The organism is Rhizobium sp. NFR12, from assembly GCF_900108545.1.
GTDB lineage: Bacteria > Pseudomonadota > Alphaproteobacteria > Rhizobiales > Rhizobiaceae > Neorhizobium > Neorhizobium soli.
The window spans coordinates 818806-839506 of sequence record NZ_FNWM01000001.1 but is presented as its reverse complement, the minus strand read 5'-3'; the positions used below and the strand labels follow the sequence as shown (position 1 = coordinate 839506).

Sequence of the window (20701 nt, the reverse complement as noted above, 5' to 3'; positions counted from 1 at the left end):
CATCCGAACGGATTGTTCATTTTTCGTTGACGAGGTGACCTAAGCGTTCACCGCTCAGACGGTTTCCGGCAGCTGCCAATCGACAGGATCCTTGCCGATGGACTGCAGATACTCATTCGCCTTGGAAAACGGCTTGGAGCCCAGAAACCCGTTATGGGCCGACAGCGGCGACGGGTGGGCGGACTTGATGACGAGGTGCCGTTCCTCATCGACAAAAGCCGCCTTCTTCTGGGCATAGGCTCCCCAGAGAATGAAGACGACGCCGTCGCATTCCTCGTTGACGGTGCGGATGACAGCGTCCGTGAAGCGTTCCCAACCCTTGCCCTGATGCGCCGCGGCCTTGCCCTCTTCCACGGTCAGCACGCTGTTCAAAAGCAGCACGCCCTGTTCGGCCCAATGCTCGAGAAAACCGTGCTTTGCCGGCGCAATGCCGAGATCCGCTTCCATTTCCTTGTAGATGTTGACGAGTGATGGCGGGATACGAACACCGGGCCGCACGGAGAAGCACAGGCCATGCGCCTGGCCTTCGCCGTGATACGGGTCCTGTCCGAGGATCACCACCTTCACCTCATCGAGCGGCGTCAGGTCAAGTGCGCGGAAATACTCCGAACCCTTTGGAAAGATGAGCTTTCCCGCCTTCTTCTCGGACACCAGGAAGCTCTTGAGATCGGCCATATACGGATCCTCGAACTCTGTTTCGAGCGCGAATTTCCAGGTTTCCTCGAGCTTGATATCGCCGTCCGCCATGCAGGTGTCCTTTAGGTGAAACGTCCGCCGCGCTGGATGACTTCGGTCCTGTAGCCATCCGGATCGGTGACGAAGAAGAATTTCGCAAACGGCCGGCCTTCATGCGGCATGTCCGCAAGCTTGCCCACCGTCAGGCCCAGTTCGGAGAAGCGCTTGTGTTCCGCCTCGACATCCTCGACCGTCACCGCCAGATGGCCGTAACCGTCTCCAAGGTTGTAGGGTTCAGAACGATTGCCGTTGACCGTCAGTTCCAGCTCGAAACCGGTTTCGAGATTGGAGAGGTAGATCAGCGTGAACCCGTCGAACGGCCGGCGATCGGCGACCTTCAGGCCGAACGCCTTACTGTAGAACTCGACCGAGCGCGCTTCGTCCAGCACGCGGATCATCGAATGCACCATCTTTGCCATCAGGGCGCTCCTTAACGAAGGATGTGGTTGGACTTGGAATGCCAGTCCCAGGCGGAGCGGATAATGTCTTCCAGGGAATATTGCGGCTCCCAGCCGAGCACGGCCTTGGCCTTGTCGTTGTTGGCGACGAGCGAGGTGGAATCGCCTTCGCGGCGGCCGACATATTCGACCGGGAACGGCTTGCCCGACACATCGGAGATGGCGTCCAGCAGTTCCTTGACAGTGGTGCCGGTGCCGGTGCCGAGATTGAGCTCGACCGTATCGCCGCCGGCGAGCAGGTAATCGACGGCGCGGACATGCGCGTCGGCCAGATCGAGAACATGGATATAGTCGCGGACGCAGGTACCATCACGCGTGTCGTAATCGTCGCCGAACACCTTGAAGCCCTGACGGCGGCCAAGCGCTGCCTCGATGGCAAGCGGGATCGCATGGGTTTCGGGCGTATGCCATTCGCCGATCCGGCCTTCGAAATCGGCACCGGCCGCGTTGAAATAGCGCAGCATGACCGATTTCAGGTCCTTGTAGGTGCCGTAGTCCTTCAGCGCCTGCTCGATGATGAATTTGGTGCGGCCGTAAGGGTTGATCGGCGCCTGCTTGTGAGTCTCGTCCATCGGCACCCGGTCTGGAAGACCGTAAGTTGCGCAGGTCGAGGAGAACACGAAGGCCTTCACGCCAGCGTCGATCGCGGCCGACAGAAGCGTCAGCGCACCGATGACATTGTTGTCGTAGAAACCGACCGGGTTCTTGACGGATTCGCCGACTTCGATCAGCGCAGCGAAATGCAGGATGGCGTCCGGCTTGTGCTTGGCGAGCACTTCGTCGAGCCGTGCACGGTCGCGGATATCGCCCTGTTCGAGCTCGCCCCAACGGACAAATTCCGCATGGCCGTTGGAGAGATTGTCGAAGACGACGGGCTCGTAACCCCGGTCCGCCAGAACGAGGCACGTATGGGACCCGATATACCCTGCCCCACCAACGACAAGCACCTTTTTCTTAGACATCATCGCTCCTGCTTCGTCGAAATCGGCGGCACTATACCGACAGGGTTTCAAATGGGAAGGGTAGAGGCCATATCAGGGGTCCCGCTCCCCATGGCAGAACACCAGACAGCATCCCCATGCAGTTGATTCTTTACATGAAGACGGGCGCCGCGAACTTGTCTATCCTTGTCAGCAGATTCCCGTAGGTCCTTTGATGCGTTACATCTTTCTCAGTCTCGGCTGGCTGTTCGTGGGGCTTGGCGTGATCGGCGCCTTCCTGCCGATCCTGCCGACGACGCCGTTCCTGCTGCTGGCCGTCGCCTGCTTTGCGCGCTCGTCGCCAAAGCTGGAGGCATGGCTGATGGACCATGAGACGCTGGGCCCGCCGCTCAGGAACTGGCGCGAGCGCGGCGCTATTTCGCGACGGGCAAAGGTCACGGCGATCTCGCTGATGGCCGTCAGCTATACCGGCTTCTGGTTCGGCTCGCACCCGGCAGCCTGGCTCGCCATTCTGGTCGCCGCGCTGATGATCGGCCCGGCCATCTTCATGCTGACGCGACCGGACGCCTGAGCTAGCGATGCCGCGACTGAGGCAGAACGTAAGGCACATGCGCTGCCGGCACGCGACCGACGGCACCGGCGATGCCATAGACGGAAGCAATCATCTCGTCGCTCACGGTGTCATGGCACGGACCTTCCGCAACCACGCAGCCGTGGTTCAAAACCACCAAATGGTCGGCAAATTCCGCAGCGAGGTTGAGGTCGTGCAGGATGGCGAGAACCATGCCGCCGGCAGCCGCAAAATCACGGGCCGTTTCCAGCACCGAGATCTGGTGGCCAAGATCGAGGCTGGCTGTGGGCTCGTCGAGGAACAGCGCGCACGGCACGCCGCCGACCACCGGCCTTGGCACCTGCGCCAGCGCGCGAGCAAACTGGACGCGCTGCTGCTCGCCGCCGGACATCGACGGATAGGGCCGGCTTTCGAAACCGCGCAGGCCCACGCGTGCCAAGGCCTTGCGCGCTTCTTCGTCCGGATTGAGCGACCCATGAGCGACCGCCCCCATGCGGGCGATCTCCAGCGCCGAGAAGGGAAAGGCCAGCTGCGTCGCCTGCGGTAGCACCGCTCGGCGCCTCGCCAGATCGACCGGCTTGCAGGCCGCCACATCGGCACCGTAGTAGCAAACATGACCGCTATCCGGGACCATCTCGCCGGACAGGACCTTCATCAGCGTCGATTTTCCGGCACCGTTCGGGCCAATCACCACGCTGAAACGGCCGGGCTCCAGCGTCAGGCTGACTTGATCGATCAGCTTGCGACCGGCGCGGCTGACGGTGACGTTTTCTGCCCTGATCATGCCCGTCCTCCTCGTATGCCCCTCATGGCAAATCTCTCATCCCGATGCCGTTGCGTCCGATCAGCAGGAACAGGAAGACCGGCGCGCCGAACAGCGCGGTGATCACCCCGATCGGCAGTTCCGCGGGGGCGGCAACGGTGCGGGCCACGGCATCGGCGATCAGCAGAAGTGCGCCGCCGCCGAGTGCCGAGCCCGGCAACAGAAACCGGTGCGACGGCCCCATCGCAAGGCGCAACAGATGCGGCACCACGATCCCGACGAAACCGATCGATCCGGCAACGGCGACCGTCGAGCCGCAGGCCGCGGCAACCGCGACGATGACGATCCGCTTCAGCCGCTGCACCGGCACGCCCATGTGGAAGGCCGCCGCATCGCCGAGCACAAGCGCATCGAGACCGCGCGCGACGAAGGGGATGATCGCCATCACAAAGACGATGAACGGAAGGATCGACAGCACCCGCCCGTAGGTGGCACCGCCGAGCGAACCGAGGCTCCAGAACGTGATGTCGCGCAACTGCCGGTCATCGGCCATGACGATCAGAAGGCCCATGAAAGCGCCCGACAGGGCACCGATCGCGATCCCGCAAAGGATCAGCGCCGTGGTCGAGGTTCGGCCGTCGCGGGTGGCGATAACATAGAGCATCCAGGTGTTGATCAGGCCGCCGAAAAACGCCATCAGCGGCAGGAACTGGTTTCCAAGCAGCATCGAGACCGGGGCAAGCACCGTGCCGCCGAGTACGATCGCCAAGACCGCCGCAAGGCCTGCACCGGATGTGACGCCAACGATGCCGGGATCGGCAAGCGGATTGCGAAACAGGCCCTGCATCATTGCACCTGAGACAGCGAGCCCCGCGCCGACCAGAAGGCCGAGCGCCGTGCGCGGCAGGCGGACGGCTTCGAGGATGACCCGTTCCTGGGTGGTGAGGCTGTCGCCGTTGCCGGTCAGGTAGGCGAAGAGATCGCGAAGGCCAACGCCGGTCGGGCCGACGCCGAGCGACAGAAGGCAGGCGGCGATCAGGAGCACCACGAGAAGGACGATGACCAGCACGCCCTGCGACGTGCGATCGCCCTCGCCCGTGTTGCGAAACGGCATGGCCAGCGTCTTCATCATCAGTGCATCGCATCCGGATAGAGTTTTTCGGCAAGCGCCCGGCCGGCCTCGGGCGTTCGCGGACCAAAGCCCAAGAGCAGCAACCCGTCCATCGAGATCAGCGCCTTCGACGCAGCGGCCGGCGTCGTCTGCATCGACGGCAGCGCGAACATCTCATCCGGCGTGGTCGAATGGTCGCCGCGCGACATGGAGAGGATCACGTCAGGAGCCGCGGCAATCACCGCCTCGTCGGACAGTGGCTTATAGCCCTTGATCGAGGGCGCGGCATTGACGCCACCCGCCATTTCGATGATTGCGCCGGCTTCCGTATCGGCACCACCCGCAATCAGCCGGCCGTTGGCGACCGACAGAACGAACAGCACCTTCTTCTTGTCGCCGGCAATTTTCGCGACATCGGCAGCGAGCGCCTTCAGTCCGTCCTCGGTCTTTGCGGCGAGCACCCTCGCCTTGGTCGCTAGGCCGACGGCGGCACCCACGTCGCGGATCTTCTGGCCGATCTTGTCCGCAGCCGGCGGTGTCGGGATCACCACGACAGGGATCTCGCTGGCCTTGAGGATCTCCAGCACCGGTGGCGGACCGGACCCCTCTTCCATCAGGATCAGATCAGGTTTCTGGCCGAGAATGCCTTCGGCAGAGAGTGCCCTGATATAGCCGACGTCAGGCTTGGAATTTGCGGCGGCAGGATAGGAACTGGTGGAATCTCGCGCTACAATACGGTCCTCGGCGCCCAGATCGTAGAGGATTTCGGTGATCGTGCCGCCGATCGAAACGATGCGCCGGGCGTCCGGATTGCCCCTGTCCGATGCCGCCGCGCCACCGAATGCGACCGCGGAAGAGACGACGGCAAGCGCAAGCAGATGTGCAAACCTTGGTGAGGAAACCCGGAGAGAGAAAACCATGAGACCCGCCCTTGTGATACCAGAGGGCAAACTCGGTTGCGATGCGATCCGCCCCAGCCGCCCTATAACTTGAGTTGACTAGACAAGTTTTTTCCGGTTTTCAAGACAGGCATCAAGAGATAACTTGAGTGCGAAGTGAAACTTATGTGAGGATTGATTCCATGTACATCGCCATGAACCGTTTCCGCGTCGTGCCGGGCTTCGAGCAAGCATTTGAAGACATGTGGAAAAGCCGCCAGGGCCGGCTTGCCGAAGTGCCAGGCTACGTCGAGTTTCACATGCTGAAGGGACCGAAGGCCGACGATCACACGCTCTATGCCTCCCACACGATCTGGGAAACCGTTGAGCATTTTCAGGCCTGGACAAAGTCCGAACAGTTCCGTGCAGCCCATGCCAATGCCGGCCAGAACCGCGGCAAGGTCGAATACCTCTCCGGCCCGCAGTTTGAAGGTTTCGAAGTCATCATCAGTGAAGACAAGAACGGCGTCCGCGCCGCCGACGCAGCCTGAGGTCCGCAATGGACACCCACTCGGAGATCGCGCCCGACCGCCGCGAACGCGCGCTCAAAGCCCTCTCAGAAAAGCCCGACGGCGTCGTTGAATCGATTGCAGCAGGCGCCGGTGTGACGGCGGCAGAAATCCTGGCAGTCCTGCCGGAGGGGTCGGCCGTCATTGCCGGCAAGGAACGCTTCGACGAAATCTGGTCGGAGCTGACCACCTGGGGCGTCGTGCTGTTTCTCGTTCACACGGAGGACGTGGTGGCCGAGATCGACGGCATCCTTCCGGCCGGATCGGAAAGCCACGGCTGGTTCAACATCCATGGCGACAGCCCGATCGGTGGCCACATCCGCAAGGACAACTGCGCCTCTATCACCTTCGTCGACCGTGCGTTCCATGGTCGCCGTTCCTGCTCGGTCTGGTTCATGAACCAGAAGGGCGCCGCCATGTTCAAGGTTTTCGTCAAGCGCGACGCTGGCCGTGAACTGATGGCGGATCAGCTGGTGAAATTCGAGGCTTTGCGCGATCGTTACGCGAGCCTGTAAGTGATGTAGGTTCGGATTGGATAATTTCCGAACCTACACGATTTGCGCAGCAGCGCGGATCAGCGGACAACAGGCTCCTTAAAGAGCCGGCACCCATTTCCAGAACACGCCTTCCAATCTTTCCGGGTAATATTTGAACTCGCACTCGAGTTTTCGGCCGTAGGTTTCGGCCTGCGACAACGCCTCGGCACTGACAGGGCTCATGCCCGTCCCTGGCGCAAACCAGTCTTCCAGAAGATCTTCCGGCACATAGATGCCGGTCCTCAGAGGCAACGCCGTTAAGGCAGCATCGAGTTCTGCGGGTATCGTCCGTGGCGCCATTGTTTCATCCCTTCGATCGTTGATTGGAATCGCGCTCGATCTGTGAGCTTTCAGGAGGTTGTCCGTTTACAAGAATGCCCCACTGACACCGTTGCGTCGAGAAGAAATGGCGCCCGCGGTTCCCGCTCGCCCGCTGCCGACGGCATGAGCGCACAGGCAGAATGGGTCAATCTAGCCAAAAGCGCTCTGGACCCTAAGTTGGATAGAGGTGGGTGCAGCGTGTGCTAACCAATGAGGATAATGCCATGAAAATCGTCGCCTTCTCTGCCGGCCTTCTGGGACTTGCCCTGGCGCTCAGCAGTTGCACGACCGCCGGCGCCAGTGGCGGCGGATCTGACATTGCCCCGATCAAGGGGAGCATCACCTATGGCGGCCAGCCGCGTTCGAAGCTGACCAAATCCCCCATCGGCAGCACGTTTCCGCATGAGTTCATCGACCAGTTCGGCGACCGGGTGAGCGAGACCTATGTGATCGAGCCGGACCGCAGCCTGCGCATCATCGATCGGCACGTGATTTCAGAGTCCTTCTCCGACTAGAGGGCGCCCTGCGATCGACTTTCGTCGGGCGAGGCAGATTGACGCGCCTCACGCGCGCCTCTTGTGGGTTGCAGCCGTTGCACTTATTCCGTGTCGGGTAGATCGACATGGCATGATTGGGAGGCAACATGGCAGACGACGGGAACTGGGCGCCGCTTTCGCCTTACGCAACGGGCGTGCGAGGGCGCTGCCCGCGCTGCGGCCAGGGCCATCTCTTCAAGGGCTTTCTGACGATCAGGCCGCGATGCGAAGCGTGCGGGCTTGATTACGCCTTTGCGGATCCCGCAGACGGTCCGGCCTTCTTCGTCATCTGCTTTGCCTGCGTGCCCTCGGTGGCACTCGCAGTGTGGATCGAGACGGTGTTTTCGCCGCCGTTCTGGGTGCATCTTCTCATCTCTCTCCCCTTCCTGCTTCTGACCTGCATCCTGCCGCTGCGACCGCTGAAAGGCTGGCTCGTCGCCAGCCAATATATCTACCGGGCGCGGGAGGGCAGATTGCAAGGAAGCCCAAACGACGTCTGATTCTGGTGCGACCGGGTGGTCTCCGACCGCCGCTCGTCGCGCGAGTACCGGAACAATTTCCCGCGCCAACCATTCGACATGACAAGCAAGGAGCCTGTCATGCCGGAAATGCAAGAGACTGAGACGGAAGCACAGCGGCGGTCGCTGGCGCTTGAGGGCGCAATGCTGCTGATGATCGACGGCCTTGCCGCAAGAGGCACCATTTCGGTGGATGAGGCAGAAGACATGCTTCGCATCCTGTCCACAAGCTCCGACGGATCGGCCCTCCGAGCCAACAATTCCCTGCGCGTCGTCAACCAGCTGAAGCGGTTGCGCCGGGGCGATGGCAGTGCAGCACCCGGCGCCTGAGGCGGACTCACATCTGTCGACGCAGAGATCACGTTTTCAGGAACCTTTTTTACGCCTCACCGTTCACCTCCCAACAGCAAAAGGAGACACTATCATGAATAGCATCGTATGGTTGGTAGGCGCAGTCGTCATCGTAATCGCGGTTCTGAACCTTGTTGGATTTGCTTGATTTGATTGCCCTTTTCCACTGAACTTCACGTTCAGGTGGAGAAACAAAAAGGCGCCGGTTCTGATCGAACCGGCGCCTTTTTCGTATTGGTGACGTCCCGCCTGGGTGGGTTACTGCCCGCCGTCACTTCGGCGAGCAGTGTGATTAGATGAGGGCTCGCCTATTCGGCAGTCAGGAGTGCAAACGGATGATCGGCAAAGGCGAGGTTGACGGCGATGCTGTCCTTGGCCTCGACGTCCTTGCCGGTGGAGAGATCGCGGTAGCGACGGTTGGCGAGCTGTGTAGGCAGCTCCACTTCCGTCTCCGCCCAGCGCTCGCCCCGTGACGGATAGACGTCGCCGTTGAGCGCGCCGAAGACCAGCCGCGGTACGATCACGATCACGGCTTGATCGCCATCGGTGCGGGCGAAGGCCAGGATGTTTTCGGCCCGGTTTCCGGTCGCCTTGAGCGGCATGTAGTCGCCCTTGCGGAACAGGTCCGGCGCGTCGCGACGCTGGTGCAGCAGACGCTGGATCAGGTGCTGTTTCAGCCGTCCGCTCAACCATCCGTCCTCTGTCGAGGAGTCCGGATTGTCGTTCTCCGCAGGGAGGTCCTGCAGCATGGCGAAATCCGGTTCGCGACGGTTGTCGGGGTCGACAAGGCTGAAATCTAGCGCCTCGCTGCCCTGATAGATGTCAGGCACGCCCGGTGCCGTCAGCTTGACGATCGTCTGGGTCAGGCTGTTGACCAGACCGGCCCGGATGAAGGGCTGGAGCGCCGAGGAGAAGTCCGCCAGGAATTCCTGGTTTTTCGGCGACAGCATGTAACGGGCGTAGTCGAGCACAGCTTTCTCGTACGCCTCGTTGCTGTCGCCCCAGTTGGTGCGCAGCTTGGCTTCCTTGATCGACTTCTCGACATAGGCAAGGAAACGCTCCTCGAGTGCCTTGAGGCCGGTCTCGTCCTTCGGCTGCAGCATCGTCGGCCAGACGCCTGCGAGCGCCTGATAGAGCATCCATTCGACCGCAGGCTCCGGTGCCGGGCCATCATCCAGCAAGACAACCTTCGTCTCGTTCATCTTGCGCCAGCGGGCAATGCATTCCGACCAGAGTTCCGGCGCCTCGGTCAGCACGTAGAGACGGGCACGGGCATCTTCGCCGCGCTTGGTGTCGTGCGTGGATGTCCCAGACAGCGCATCCGGCTGACGCTGCAGCCTTGTTTCCATGTCGTGGTGGAAACGCTCGATCGAGAAATCGCGCGGCAGCGGTTCGGCGCCGACTTCGTTGAGTGCAAGCGCCATATGCTGACGGAAGAACAGCGTGTCCTCGACGGACTTTGCCATCAGCGGGCCGGTCAGCTGCTGGAAGCGGGTGCGGAAATTCGCCGCATCGTGAGAGGCCTTCTCGGAGACGTCGTTGCCGAGGATGCGGGTGATCAGATCGAGGCCTGCCTGATCCGGTGCATTCGGTCCCTGTTTGACCTTGTCGACGACGCTCTTCAGCATCTCGTGGCCTTCCGGCGGCAGACCTGTTTCCGTCCCATAGGTCCGGTAGACCGGGAATGCGACCAGCAGTTCGCGCAGTGCCGACCTCGTGGTTTTCTCGTCCACGCTGATGCCATCCGTCTTGGCGATCGCGACAGCAAGTTTCAGCAGCGTCGTGAACTCGCCCTCGAAGTTCTTGTCGGCCATCAGAAGCTTGGCAGCGCGCAGTTCGGCCGCCATGTCGACCGGCTTGCCGACAACGTCGTCATAGGCTTTGCGCAGACCGTTGATCTTTGCGCCGTCCACAAGAGCGTCGGACAGCGAGGCGATGAACTCGTAACCCGTCGTACCTGAGATCGGCCAGTCACTCGGGATGTGCTCACCTTCGCCGAGGATCTTTTCAACGGTGATGTAGCAATCGGGACCAGCTTCCTGGCGCAGAAGCTCGATGTAGGCCTTTGGATCGGCGAGACCGTCCACGTGGTCCACGCGCAAACCGTCGACGGCGCCGGAGTGAACCAGTTCGAGGATCAGGCGGTGGGTGTCGTCGAATACCTGTTTGTCTTCGACGCGGACGCCGGCAAGGCCGGTGATCTCGAAGAAGCGGCGGTAGGAGAGATCGCGCGGCGCTTCCCGCCACGACATCAGCCGGTACGGCTGGCGCTCGTGCAGTTCGACAAGTGATGCCTTGTCGGTGAGCTTGGTCACCTCGGTCTCGCGGCCCTGATAAGTTTCCGGCGCGAGCGGATAGTAGCTGTCGTAATAGGCAAAAGCCGGCTTGCCGGTCTTCGGGTCGGGCTTCACCGAGATATCGCCATTGGAAAGTGCGGTCTCGAACGAGTCGCCGAGGAAAGGCAGCGTCAGCGGGCGCGACCAGTTGATGTCGAAATGCTTTGCGAACCGACTGTTCTGGCCATTTTCAATAACATCGCGCCACCACGTGTTTTCAAGCGAAGCGGCCATGTGGTTGGGAACGATATCGAGGATCAGGCCAAGACCTGCGTCCTTCAACATTTTCACCATGCGATCGAAGCCTTCGCGACCGCCGATCGATGGCTCGATCTCGTTAGCGTCGGTCACGTCATAGCCATGGGTTGACTCCGACGTGGCCGTGAAGATCGGCGACGCGTAGAGGTGGCTGATGCCGAGGCGCTTCATGTAAGGCACGAGCTCACTCGCGCGATCGAAGGTCATGCCGTTGCGGAACTGGATACGGTAGGTAGCTGTCGGGATGGTCACTTGATGTCTCCGGCGGGCGCGAGGCGGACGATGATAGAGTTCTGGGGCAGATCCGGCGTTTCGGACGGCCAGGCAAAGAGCGTCTCACCCAGCAGATCGGGAAGCGGCTGCGCCTTTTCGCCGATGTTGAGCGCGATCGACAACGTGCCTTTCGGGAAAGTCCAGGTGACGGCCAGGAAGCCATCGCCGGTCTTCAGAACCTTGCCTGAGTTGCCGGTGGCCGTTGCAAGCATCGGCACGATGTGCTGCTGGCGAAGGGAAAGCAGTTCCTTCGTCAGCGCAAGCCACTCCTTGCCATCGCGGCTATCGTGCTTCTTCCAGTCGAGCTTGGAGGCGTCGAAGGTCGTCTCGGCATTCGGATCGGGGACGACATCGCCCTCGTGGCCGGCATGGCCCTGGAATTCCTTCGCGCGGCCCTCGCGCACGGCCTTGGCAAGATCGCCGTGGAAATCGGTGAAGAACAGGAACGGGTTCGTCTCACCATATTCCTCGCCCATGAACAGAAGCGGGATATGCGGGGAGAACAGAAGCGAGGCGTAAAGGACCTTGGTGCGATCGGCACCGGCAAGCTCGATCAGACGTTCGCCCTCGGCGCGGTTGCCGACCTGGTCGTGGTTCTGGATGAAATCCACAAAAGCGACGGGCGGCTGGCTTGCGCTTTTCACGCCGCGCTTTTCGCCGGCATGCGGCGAGACTTCGCCCTGATAGGCAAACCCTTCGGCCAGAACCCGGGCGACGAGCTTTTCCGGCTGCTTGGCGAAATCCTCGTAATAGGCGTGCGTTTCGCCGGTCGCGAAAACATGGACGGCATTGTGAAAGTCGTCGTTCCACTCCGCGGTAAACAGAGGTGCGTTGCCGTCTTCGTCGCGCGGATGCAGGTCGATGATGTTGCGGGCATCCTCGGTCGTCAGGTGGATCGGCCGGTCGGTAATCTCGGCGCGGATGCGCTCGGCGATCTCGTTCAGCACGTGGCTGTCGGAAATATCCTCGATCTGGTCGATCGCATCGAAGCGAAGGCCGTCGAAATTGTATTCATGCAGCCAGTAGAGCGCGGCCTCAACGATGTAGCGGCGGGTCGCATCGACGTCATAGGCGATGGCCGCACCCCACGGTGTCTGACGCTCCTTGTGGAAGAAGTCGGGCGCCAGAAGCGGCAGATAGTTGCCCTCCGGGCCGAAATGATTGAGCACGAGATCAAGCACGATGGAGATGCCGTGCGCGTGAGCTGCATCGACGAAGGCTTTGACATCATCGGGCGAGCCATAAGCGGCATGCGGCGCATAAAGAAGAACGCCGTCGTAACCCCAGCCACGGTTGCCGCCGAACTGCGCAATCGGCAGGATCTCAACCATGGTGATGCCGAGTTCGGCGAGATAGGGCAGCTTCTCGATCGCGGCGCGGAACGTGCCGTCAGGGGTGAAGGTACCGACATGCATCTCGTAAACGACGGTTTCTTCCCAGGGGCGACCGGTCCACTCCGTTGTCTGCCAGTCGTAACTGGTCGGATCGATGACAAGCGAAGCTCCGTTGACCTCGGACTTCTGGGCACGGGATGCGGGATCGGCGACAGCGGTACCATCGGCCAGCACGTAGTTGTATTCCGCGCCTGGTTCGACGCCAGTTGCCAGGATCTCGAACCATCCGTCGTCGCTGCGGCTCATCTCGGCATCCTTGCCGTTGAGACGGAGCACGACCGTTTCCTGGCCCGGAGCCCAGAGACGGAACCTTACCTCGCCAGCAGCGACATATTCCGCTCCCCAGGTTTTCGGAAAGCTTCGGAGTTCGGCGACGGCATTGACGTCCGACATGGGGTCCCTTTCATCAGGTTGAGAGCGACCGGCAAACGAGTGAAAGGCGTGACAGTTCCATCATGGAACAGGCAAACCTTTCACGATCAGTGATTTTCGCAGGCTGATGTTTTTCAGCCTGGAAAGCGCTCAGAGATCGAGCAGCGCATAAGGCCGACCTGTCGGCTTTTCGATATGCGAAGCAACGTTATAGACCGGCGCGCCCCCTGGCGTCCTGCCTTCGTAGCGGCCGCGGTGGGCATGGCCGTGGACAACGGCCTTGACCGGGAAGCGGTCGATCGTTTCGGCCAGACGCGACGAGCCGAGGAAGGGGAAGATTTCCTCCGGTTCGCCTTCCACCGTCTCGCGGATCGGAGCGTAGTGGAGCACGACCATGGCGCGTTCGGAGCGAACCTGACGCAGCGCGTTTTCGAGCCGCATCGTTTCCTCGACGCTTTCGGCCACCATCGCCTTGATCGCCGGCTCGCCGAACGAACCCAGCATGTGACGCCCGAAGCCGCCGGCAAAACCCTTGGCTCCGGCGAAACCGACGCCGTTGATTTCGACTGCCTGACCTTCGAGAAGGTGAACGCCGGCGTCCTTCAGGATGTGGGTGACTTCCTCGACGCAGCCACATTCATAATCGTGGTTGCCGAGTACGGCGACCATCGGGATCGAGCATGAGCGCAGATCGGCGGCCAGCAGTTCGGCTTCCTTGACCTTGCCGAGGTCTGTCAGGTCCCCGGTCAGGACCAGAATGTCCGCCTCCTGCGAGATCTCGGCAAACAGGTCCTTGTAGGATTCCGAGCCGTGTTCCTTGACGTGGAGATCGCCCATGGCAGCGATACGCTGCAGGCCCTCAGGCTTCTTGCGATCGCTTTTCTGTTTTTCGGCAGCCTTGTCAGACTTGCTCATACCGGGCCTCCTTCCAAAGTTTTTTCATCGACGCCCGCGCGCAGTTCTCCTTCGCCACCGACGTCGGCAAAACCCCATTCCTTGACGTCGATCTCGAAATCGATGCGGCTGAACATGCGGCCACGGCAGACCTTCATCTGCGGCAGGGGCAGTTCGCGCTGCGCCTTCAGGCGGTCGAGAAGCTCGTCGAGCAGCCAATCAGGAACCTTGTCGCGCTCGGTCGGGTAGATCCAGCGGAAGTTGAGAAGGTGGATCAGCAGCACTTCCCAATGCACTTCCATATGGTTGAGCAGCCGCTCCCAGTCGATCTGGTCATGGGCGCGCAGGATCGTGTGGACGATGTCGCCGCCGTCGTAGCGGTGGCGAAGCTGGACGAAGCATTTCGACCAGATCAGCTCCGTCGGCGCGATGATGCGCACCTTGTGGCCGTTCATCTCGATCTGTCTGGCATTCTCGAACCAGCTGTCGCTGATCGGCATCGTGCCGTTGGAGGCTGCAAAAATCACATCGAAGAAGTGCTTCCCCTTCTTGACCTTGCCCAGCCAGCGGTCGTCCTCGACCTCGATCTCGTATCCCTTCTGTTTGAAATGCGAGAGGATCCGGGCGTAGTCACCGGCCTTGCAGAAGATATCGAGATCCTTGGTCTGACGAGTAATGCCGGTGTAGGCGCTGAGCGCGAACGTGCCGGCCAGAAGAAACGGGATGTGGCAATCGACCAGATCCTCCAGCGCTACGGCAACGAAGGCCTCCGCATCGGCATCGGCCAGAAACGGCGCCGCCTTGACCTCGAGATCGGGCATTGCCTGGAGCGGATGGGGCGGCGTTTCTCGCGCCGCCGTCGGTGCGGGGGCGAGCCCATGGCGCTTTTCTACATCGGCATTCATCGGTTTTCTCCGAATGTCAGTGGGTAGCGGGAACAGCGCGTTTTCCCGCTGTTTCCCGCCTGAGCGTCAGGCTCAGCCTCACGGCTTTTCCTGGTTGTCCGCATTGGCCATCGGGCTTGGGCGTCCGTCCGGCTGGTCGCCGTCTTCGCGCTGGTCGATGTCTTCAAGATCGGTCTTGACCATGAAACGGTCGATTTCGCCGCGACGCGCAGCTTCGCGCACGGCTGCCGGGTTGGTCGTTTCCATCTGCTCGCTCAATTCGTCACGAACCGGTTCGCGCGCCTTGTCGTCTTCGTGCTTTTCGTTTTCCATCATGGTCTCCTTTGACGTCGTCAGGCCAGCAATGTGGCGAGCCGGTGGGGAAACCGCCGAGACGCTGCAGAGGTTCCGTGCTGTCGGGAACCGGGACACGGTTTGCCAAGTTTTGAACGGAAACGAAGGAGGACGACATGCCGGCAAAATCAAGTGCGCAGCAAAAGGCAGCAGGCGCCGCGCTTTCCGCAAAGCGCGGCGAGACCAAGAAATCGGAACTGAAGGGTGCTTCCAAAAGCATGGAGAAGTCGATGAGCGAAAAGCAGCTCGACGAACTGGCCTCCACGAAACGCAAGGGAAAGCCGGAACACGCTTCCTGACGCTGGAGCGGCAATGTCTTCTCCTTTTGCACGAATCCGTTACACCTCTGATCCCAGGTGAACGGATAAAGGATGAGCACTGTGACCAAGTCTTTCGGATCGATGTCGATTGCCGAGCTTTCGACGCTTTTGCAGCTTGGCAAGGTCGATGCGGTTGAAGTGACCGAATCGGTCCTGTCGACGATTGAATCCTATTCCGACAAGGCCGTGTTCGTGACGCTTCTGCGGGACCGTGCGCTTTCCGAAGCACAGGCTGCGTCAAAGCGCCTGCGCGAAAACCGCTCGCTCGGCATTCTTGATGGTATCCCGATCGCCTGGAAGGACTTATTCGACATCGAAGGCCTTTCGACCACGGCAGGCTCGAGCGTGATGGCCAAAGATCCGGCGGCGACCAAGGATGCAGCGGTCGTCGATCTCCTGAAACAGGCCGGCATGGTCGCGATCGGCCGCACCAACATGAGCGAATTTGCATTTTCGGGCATCGGCATCAATCCGACCTACGGCACGCCGGAAAATCCGCGCTCGACAGACATGCCCCGCGTGCCGGGCGGATCCTCGTCAGGTGCTGGCGTGGCCGTGGCTGCGGGCCTCGTGCCGGTTGCCATGGGAACCGACACCGGCGGCTCGGTCCGCATCCCGGCTGCCTTCAACGGCGTCGTCGGCTACAAGGCGACCCGTGGCCGATATGCCATGGACGGCGTCTTTCCGCTGGCGAGAAGCCTCGATTCGCTGGGACCGCTTTGCAATACCGTACAGGACGCCGTGTGGATCGACGCGGCAATGCGGGGTCTCGGCACACCGCTGACACCGCGAAAGCCCACGCAGCCGCTCGATATCGTCATCCCCACCAATGGTGTGTTCGACGGCGCCGAGCCGGGTGTGGTCGAGGCGTTCGAGGCAGCGATCGAGAGGCTGGCAGCAGGCGGTGCCCGCATCACCCGCCTCGCCTTCCCGTCCTTCGACGAACTGCCGCAACTGATGGCGAAATACGGACCGATGGTGACGGCGGAAGCCTTTGCGCTCCATCGAGAACGACTGGCGAGTGCGGATGCTGGCGGAATGGACCCGCGCGTCGTTGCCCGCACCAGGCTTGGCGAAAAGACCACGACCGCCGACTATCTCGCAATCATCGATGCCCGCGCCCGGATGACGGCAGAGACGGAGGCCTTGATCGCCGGTCGCCTCGTCGCCTTCCCCTCCGTCGCCCATGTGGCACCCGCCATTGCGCCATTGAAGGCCGACGACGAGGCGTTTTTCGCGGCCAACGGCAGGACGCTCCGCAATACTGGCTACGGCAATTTCCTCGACTGGTGCGGCGTGTCGATCCCCTGCGGAACCGGCGAAGCCGGCATGCCGGTCGGATTCCTCCTGTCGGCGGTTGCTCACGACGACGAGATGCTCCTCGCCGCCGCGATGGGAGCGGAAGAGGTAATCCGGGGCTGACCCCGGATCATTGTTTCGCAGGCCTCAGAACCCTTCGAGCACGATCTTGCCGCGGGCCTTGCCGCTTTCCAGCGTGGCATGCGCCTTCTTCAGGTTTTCCGCATTGATCGGGCTCATCACGTCGGTGACGGTGGTGCGGATTCGGCCGGCATCGATCAGTGCGGCGACTTCGTTCAGAAGCTCTCCCTGCTCGTCCATGTCGGCCGTTTCATAGATCGACCGGGTGAACATCAGCTCCCAATGCACAGAAAGAGCCTTGCGCTTGAAACCGGTGATGTCGAAGGTTTCCGGATCGTCGATCAGCCCGAATCGACCCTGCGGCGCGATCAGTTCGATGATCTCCTTCGTATGACGTGGCGTTTCGGTCGTCGAGAAGACGAAACCGGGTGCGCCGATCCCGAGCGCCTTCACCTGTTCGGCGATCGGCTTGGAATGATCGATGACGTGATGGGCGCCCAGTTCCTTGACCCAGGCCTGGGTCTCCGGCCGTGACGCCGTCGCAATCACGGTGAGGTCGGTCAGAGCCCGGACAAGCTGGATGGCGATCGATCCGACACCGCCAGCACCACCGATGATGACGATCGCATTGGCTGCACCCGGGACCGGCTTTTCGACATCGAGCCGGTCGAACAGCATTTCCCACGCGGTGATCGCCGTCAGCGGCAAGGCGGCCGCCTGCGCATTCGAGATCGACTTCGGCTTGTGGCCGACGATCCGCTCATCGACCAGATGAAACTCGCTGTTGGCGCCCTGCCGGATCAGCGAACCCGAATAGAACACTTCGTCGCCCGGCTTGAAGGCGGACACGTCATCGCCGATTTCGACCACCTCGCCCGCCACATCCCAGCCCAGCACCTTCCACTGGCCGTCTTCAGCCGAGACGTTCTTGCGGATCTTGTAATCGACCGGATTGACCGAAATCGCTTTCACCGCAACGAGAATATCCCGCCCCGTCGCCTTTGGCCGGTCCAGTTCGACATTTTCAAGCGCGTCGTCCCGATCGAGCGATCCGGCAGTTCTGTAGGCTATGGCTTTCATGGCGTTCTCCTTTGCTTGCAGAATTGATGTAAGCCTCATATGGCGCTATGATCATCCAAAGCCAATACGCACAAAAACAGCCTATAGTGTCAAAAAGGATACCGTGATGGCCAAGGCCCACCATACCAGGTTCGACTGCAGCCCCGGCTGCTCGGTGGAAGCGGCGATCGGCCTGATCGACGGCAAGTGGAAGTCCGTCATCCTGTTTCATCTGTTGGACGGCACGCTGCGCTTCAACGAAATCCGCCGCCAGATTCCCGCCGTGACCCAGCGCATGCTGACCAACCAGCTACGCGAGCTGGAGGCGGACGGGTTGATCACTCGCAAGGTCTATGCGCAGGTGCCGCCCAAGGTGGAATACAGCCTCTCGCCGCTCGGCCTCACCATCAAACCGATCCTGACCGCGTTAAAGGCCTGGGGCGACGAGAATATCGGGCTCTACGGCAAGCCGAAACAGACCGCGACCGATGTGCAGGCGGCGTCGATTCCGGCCTGAAAGAGGGCCTGACCTGCTCCGCACCAGCTACGGGGACTATCGCAGAGAGACAGGATCGGCGGGGGCAAGACGTTGATCAGCGACTGCGATAATCGTTTCCATAGGGGGCAACGTTGAGACTTTCCGTACTGATCCGGGGCAACAATTACATCGAGAAGGACCGTTTCGGCCTGCCGATGGATGCGCGCAAGAACATCGACTCGATCATCGAGAATATTGTGGCGCCGGTGCGTGAAAGCAATCCCGATGCGAAACTCTACCTCGCCACCTATGACAGCCCGGCCCTGGCCGAGCTTCAGGATAAGCTTGGACCGTGCGAGCTGATCAAGCTGGATGCGCAGGGCAGCTCGCAGATCGAGACCTACAAGGAAGGCCTCAAGCACGTGTTCGCCCAAGACGAATACGATGCGCTCGCCGTGATCCGCTTCGACCTGCAGTTCAGGAAGAAGATCACGGACTGGAATGTCGATATCAGCCGCGACAGCATCTACTTTCCTTTCAAGGAATATAAATCCTACTGGCGTGACCACTGGCGCGTCGGCGACGCCGTGCATGTGATCGGCAAGAGCGCGATTTCGCATTTCTACAATGCCATGATCATGAACCAGCTTTCGGGCCGCGCTCACCTGCATCTGATGTACTATTTCCTGCGCACCATGCACGCAAATCTGCGCTTCATCGAAGACGGCTACTTCGATTCCAACACGCTGTTTGCCAATCCGGAATGCGACAACCCGCTCTACAAGATCTTCAACCGGCCGCGACTGACGACACCGTCGCCGTCGATGGGCATGCAGCTCGGCGAAATCCAGGCCGAATAGCGGGTTTCGGGCCCGGCAAACCGCCGGGAACGAGGCTGCGAACAGGGGTCGTTTGACAGCTTGGCACCAGCTTCAAGCCTTAAGGTTAAGGCACTAGATCAACTGCAAACTTTTATTTTGGATACCGCCGCAGATGCTCAATATCGTCGTGCCGATGGCAGGTCATGGAAGCCGCTTTGCAAAAGCCGGCTATACGCTTCCAAAACCGCTCCTGCCCGTGCATGACGTCGCGATGATCCGCCTCGTGATCGAGAACCTTAAACCAAAGGTCGAGCATCACTTCATCTTCATCTGCCAGGCCTCGCATGTCCGGGATTACGGTCTCGACGCGCATCTGCGCCAGTGGGCGCCGGGTTGCGATATCTATCTGGTCGAAACCGTCACCGAGGGCGCCGCCTGCACCGTGCTTCTGGCGCGCGAGGCCATCGACAACGGCAACCCGATGATGATCGCCAACTGCGATCAGTATGTCGATGTCGACATCAACGCCTACCTTGCCGCCGCAGACGGTCTCGATGGCCTGATCATGACCATGTCGGCGGACGATCCGAAGTGGAGCTTTGTCTCCTTCGGCGACAACGGCTTTATCGACAACGTCGTCGAAAAACAGGTGATCTCCAACCACGCCACCGTCGGCATCTACAATTTCCGTAAGGGATCCGACTTCGTTGCCCATGCGGACCGGATGATCGAGCGCGACTTCCGCGTCAACGGCGAGTTCTACGTGGCGCCCGTCTACAATTTCATGATCGAGGACGGCATGAAGATCGGCGCCTATTCGATCGGCTCCGTCGACAAGGGCATGCACGGCCTGGGCGTTCCCGAAGATCTTGAGAGCTTCCGCAATCTGCCGCTGTCTCTGAGCGTGACTCAGTCGATCAAGGAACCGGCATGATCCAGATCCTCAGCCATCGGGGATACTGGAAATCCCCCGAGGAAAAGAACACGGTCGAGGCCTTCGTCCGGTCGTTCTCGCTCGGCTACGGCACCGAGACCGATGTGCGCGACTGCCTCGTTGGCGGCAAGCCGCGGCTGGTCATCTCGCACGACATTCCAAACGGCACCGAAATCTCCTTCGCTTATCTTCTGAGCCTCGCCAGACAGCACGGGTCTCCGACGCTGGCACTCAATATCAAGGCCGACGGGCTGCATGATATGCTGGCCGAGGTACTGACCGCCGAAGGCTACGACAACTATTTCCTGTTCGACAGCTCGGTTCCGGACCTGATCCAGGGCGTGAAGCGCGGCATGACCTCGTTTACCCGACTGAGCGAATACGAGCGCGTCCCTTCGCTTTACAGCGAACCCGGCATCACCGGCGTCTGGCTGGACAACTTTCTGCCCGGCCGCTGGTACGAAGCGCCGCTGGTCGAAAAACTGCTGGATGACGGCAAGCTGGTCGCGCTGGTCGCGCCCGACCTGCATCGCCGGCAAGACGAATACGAACCTTTCCTGCACTGGCTGGTCTCGTCCGGCCTGCGCGATCGCGAAGGGCTGATGATCTGCACCGATTTTCCCGAGAAAGCCAAGGAACTGCTGCGCGTATAGCGC

25 protein-coding genes are annotated in these 20701 nt (G+C 61.0%); 12 read left to right on the top strand and 13 right to left on the bottom strand.

The window, feature by feature from the left end; translation table 11 throughout:
• Positions 1 to 54: 54 nt before the first annotated feature.
• The 3 genes from ung to galE are packed head-to-tail and all read right to left on the bottom strand — an operon-like array spanning position 55 to position 2155.
• Complete coding sequence (gene ung, locus BLW69_RS04045; protein ID WP_062455148.1) at positions 55 to 747, bottom strand: uracil-DNA glycosylase; 693 nt, start codon at positions 745 to 747, stop codon at positions 55 to 57.
• Between the two features lie 11 nt (positions 748 to 758).
• Positions 759 to 1154 carry a VOC family protein gene (locus tag BLW69_RS04040; RefSeq protein ID WP_092660067.1) on the bottom strand — a complete coding sequence of 132 codons (396 nt, stop codon included), beginning with the start codon at positions 1152 to 1154 and terminating at the stop codon, positions 759 to 761.
• Between the two features lie 11 nt (positions 1155 to 1165).
• The gene (galE, locus tag BLW69_RS04035) at positions 1166 to 2155 is read right to left on the bottom strand and encodes a UDP-glucose 4-epimerase GalE (RefSeq protein WP_092661032.1); all 990 of its coding nucleotides are present in this window, start codon (positions 2153 to 2155) and stop codon (positions 1166 to 1168) included.
• Positions 2156 to 2348: 193 nt separating this feature from the next.
• Between galE and BLW69_RS04030 the strand changes: the two genes are divergently transcribed.
• Positions 2349 to 2705, top strand: coding sequence for a YbaN family protein (locus BLW69_RS04030; protein ID WP_062582604.1), 357 nt, complete (start codon positions 2349 to 2351; stop codon positions 2703 to 2705).
• A 1-nt stretch (position 2706) separates the two neighbouring features.
• Here BLW69_RS04030 and BLW69_RS04025 read toward each other — a convergent pair whose 3' ends face one another.
• Genes BLW69_RS04025 through BLW69_RS04015 form a run of 3 tightly spaced genes read right to left on the bottom strand, consistent with a single transcriptional unit; the run spans position 2707 to position 5499 of the window.
• Positions 2707 to 3489, bottom strand: a complete 783-nt coding sequence (locus BLW69_RS04025; protein WP_092660065.1) for a heme ABC transporter ATP-binding protein — start codon at positions 3487 to 3489, stop codon at positions 2707 to 2709.
• Positions 3490 to 3511: 22 nt separating this feature from the next.
• Positions 3512 to 4600: a FecCD family ABC transporter permease gene (locus tag BLW69_RS04020; RefSeq protein ID WP_082472008.1), complete on the bottom strand. Its 1089-nt coding sequence runs from the start codon at positions 4598 to 4600 to the stop codon at positions 3512 to 3514.
• Positions 4600 to 5499, bottom strand: a complete 900-nt coding sequence (locus tag BLW69_RS04015) for a heme/hemin ABC transporter substrate-binding protein (protein WP_092660063.1) — start codon at positions 5497 to 5499, stop codon at positions 4600 to 4602. The genes BLW69_RS04020 and BLW69_RS04015 overlap by 1 nt, the downstream gene beginning before the upstream one ends.
• 161 nt (positions 5500 to 5660) lie before the next feature.
• On the opposite strand from BLW69_RS04015, the gene BLW69_RS04010 reads away from it, so the two are divergent.
• Positions 5661 to 6008, top strand: a complete 348-nt coding sequence (locus tag BLW69_RS04010; protein WP_062582599.1) for a heme-degrading protein HmuQ — start codon at positions 5661 to 5663, stop codon at positions 6006 to 6008.
• A gap of 8 nt (positions 6009 to 6016) precedes the next feature.
• The gene (gene hutX / locus BLW69_RS04005) at positions 6017 to 6541 is read left to right on the top strand and encodes a heme utilization cystosolic carrier protein HutX (RefSeq protein WP_062455138.1); all 525 of its coding nucleotides are present in this window, start codon (positions 6017 to 6019) and stop codon (positions 6539 to 6541) included.
• 78 nt (positions 6542 to 6619) lie between these two features.
• Here the strand turns inward: hutX and BLW69_RS04000 are convergent, their stop codons facing one another.
• A complete protein-coding gene (locus tag BLW69_RS04000; protein WP_062455136.1) occupies positions 6620 to 6862 on the bottom strand; it encodes a hypothetical protein in 243 nt (80 codons plus the stop codon).
• A gap of 245 nt (positions 6863 to 7107) precedes the next feature.
• On the opposite strand from BLW69_RS04000, the gene BLW69_RS03995 reads away from it, so the two are divergent.
• The 3 genes from BLW69_RS03995 to BLW69_RS03980 all read left to right on the top strand — a co-directional run bounded on the left by BLW69_RS03995 (position 7108) and on the right by BLW69_RS03980 (position 8267).
• Positions 7108 to 7398 carry a hypothetical protein gene (locus tag BLW69_RS03995; RefSeq protein ID WP_062455134.1) on the top strand — a complete coding sequence of 97 codons (291 nt, stop codon included), beginning with the start codon at positions 7108 to 7110 and terminating at the stop codon, positions 7396 to 7398.
• Positions 7399 to 7526: 128 nt separating this feature from the next.
• A complete protein-coding gene (locus BLW69_RS03985) occupies positions 7527 to 7919 on the top strand; it encodes a DUF983 domain-containing protein (RefSeq protein WP_062455132.1) in 393 nt (130 codons plus the stop codon).
• 99 nt (positions 7920 to 8018) lie between these two features.
• Positions 8019 to 8267 (top strand): hypothetical protein, encoded by a 249-nt coding sequence (locus BLW69_RS03980; protein ID WP_139283784.1) that lies wholly within the window; start codon positions 8019 to 8021, stop codon positions 8265 to 8267.
• 329 nt (positions 8268 to 8596) lie between these two features.
• On the opposite strand, the gene treY is transcribed toward BLW69_RS03980, so the two are convergent.
• The 5 genes from treY to BLW69_RS03955 all read right to left on the bottom strand — a co-directional run bounded on the left by treY (position 8597) and on the right by BLW69_RS03955 (position 15032).
• A complete protein-coding gene (treY, locus tag BLW69_RS03975) occupies positions 8597 to 11134 on the bottom strand; it encodes a malto-oligosyltrehalose synthase (RefSeq protein WP_092660061.1) in 2538 nt (845 codons plus the stop codon).
• On the bottom strand, positions 11131 to 12942 hold the full coding sequence (treZ, locus tag BLW69_RS03970; RefSeq protein WP_092660059.1) for a malto-oligosyltrehalose trehalohydrolase: 1812 nt from the start codon (positions 12940 to 12942) through the stop codon (positions 11131 to 11133). Before treZ ends, treY begins: the two co-directional genes overlap by 4 nt.
• Positions 12943 to 13071: 129 nt before the next feature.
• Positions 13072 to 13758, bottom strand: coding sequence for a metallophosphoesterase family protein (locus tag BLW69_RS03965; RefSeq protein ID WP_062457815.1), 687 nt, complete (start codon positions 13756 to 13758; stop codon positions 13072 to 13074).
• A 74-nt stretch (positions 13759 to 13832) separates the two neighbouring features.
• Positions 13833 to 14636: a nucleotidyltransferase family protein gene (locus BLW69_RS03960; protein WP_062457812.1), complete on the bottom strand. Its 804-nt coding sequence runs from the start codon at positions 14634 to 14636 to the stop codon at positions 13833 to 13835.
• Between the two features lie 162 nt (positions 14637 to 14798).
• Positions 14799 to 15032 (bottom strand): hypothetical protein, encoded by a 234-nt coding sequence (locus tag BLW69_RS03955; RefSeq protein WP_062455125.1) that lies wholly within the window; start codon positions 15030 to 15032, stop codon positions 14799 to 14801.
• Positions 15033 to 15169: 137 nt separating this feature from the next.
• Here BLW69_RS03955 and BLW69_RS03950 point away from each other — a divergent pair, with 137 nt between their 5' ends.
• Both BLW69_RS03950 and BLW69_RS03945 read left to right on the top strand, forming a co-directional pair.
• Positions 15170 to 15352 carry a DUF3008 family protein gene (locus tag BLW69_RS03950; RefSeq protein WP_062582591.1) on the top strand — a complete coding sequence of 61 codons (183 nt, stop codon included), beginning with the start codon at positions 15170 to 15172 and terminating at the stop codon, positions 15350 to 15352.
• A gap of 81 nt (positions 15353 to 15433) precedes the next feature.
• Positions 15434 to 16795, top strand: a complete 1362-nt coding sequence (locus tag BLW69_RS03945) for an amidase (protein WP_092661031.1) — start codon at positions 15434 to 15436, stop codon at positions 16793 to 16795.
• A 24-nt stretch (positions 16796 to 16819) separates the two neighbouring features.
• Here the strand turns inward: BLW69_RS03945 and BLW69_RS03940 are convergent, their stop codons facing one another.
• On the bottom strand, positions 16820 to 17833 hold the full coding sequence (locus BLW69_RS03940) for a zinc-binding alcohol dehydrogenase family protein (protein ID WP_092660057.1): 1014 nt from the start codon (positions 17831 to 17833) through the stop codon (positions 16820 to 16822).
• 106 nt (positions 17834 to 17939) lie between these two features.
• Here BLW69_RS03940 and BLW69_RS03935 point away from each other — a divergent pair, with 106 nt between their 5' ends.
• From BLW69_RS03935 to BLW69_RS03920, 4 genes are all read left to right on the top strand, one after another.
• Entirely contained in the window at positions 17940 to 18329 is a 390-nt protein-coding gene (locus tag BLW69_RS03935; RefSeq protein WP_062455119.1) for a winged helix-turn-helix transcriptional regulator, read from the top strand.
• Positions 18330 to 18442: 113 nt separating this feature from the next.
• Entirely contained in the window at positions 18443 to 19150 is a 708-nt protein-coding gene (locus tag BLW69_RS03930; protein ID WP_092660055.1) for a hypothetical protein, read from the top strand.
• A 133-nt stretch (positions 19151 to 19283) separates the two neighbouring features.
• Positions 19284 to 20045: a glycosyltransferase family 2 protein gene (locus BLW69_RS03925; RefSeq protein WP_092660053.1), complete on the top strand. Its 762-nt coding sequence runs from the start codon at positions 19284 to 19286 to the stop codon at positions 20043 to 20045.
• Positions 20042 to 20698, top strand: a complete 657-nt coding sequence (locus BLW69_RS03920) for a PI-PLC domain-containing protein (RefSeq protein ID WP_092660051.1) — start codon at positions 20042 to 20044, stop codon at positions 20696 to 20698. The genes BLW69_RS03925 and BLW69_RS03920 overlap by 4 nt, the downstream gene beginning before the upstream one ends.
• Positions 20699 to 20701 lie beyond the last annotated feature (3 nt).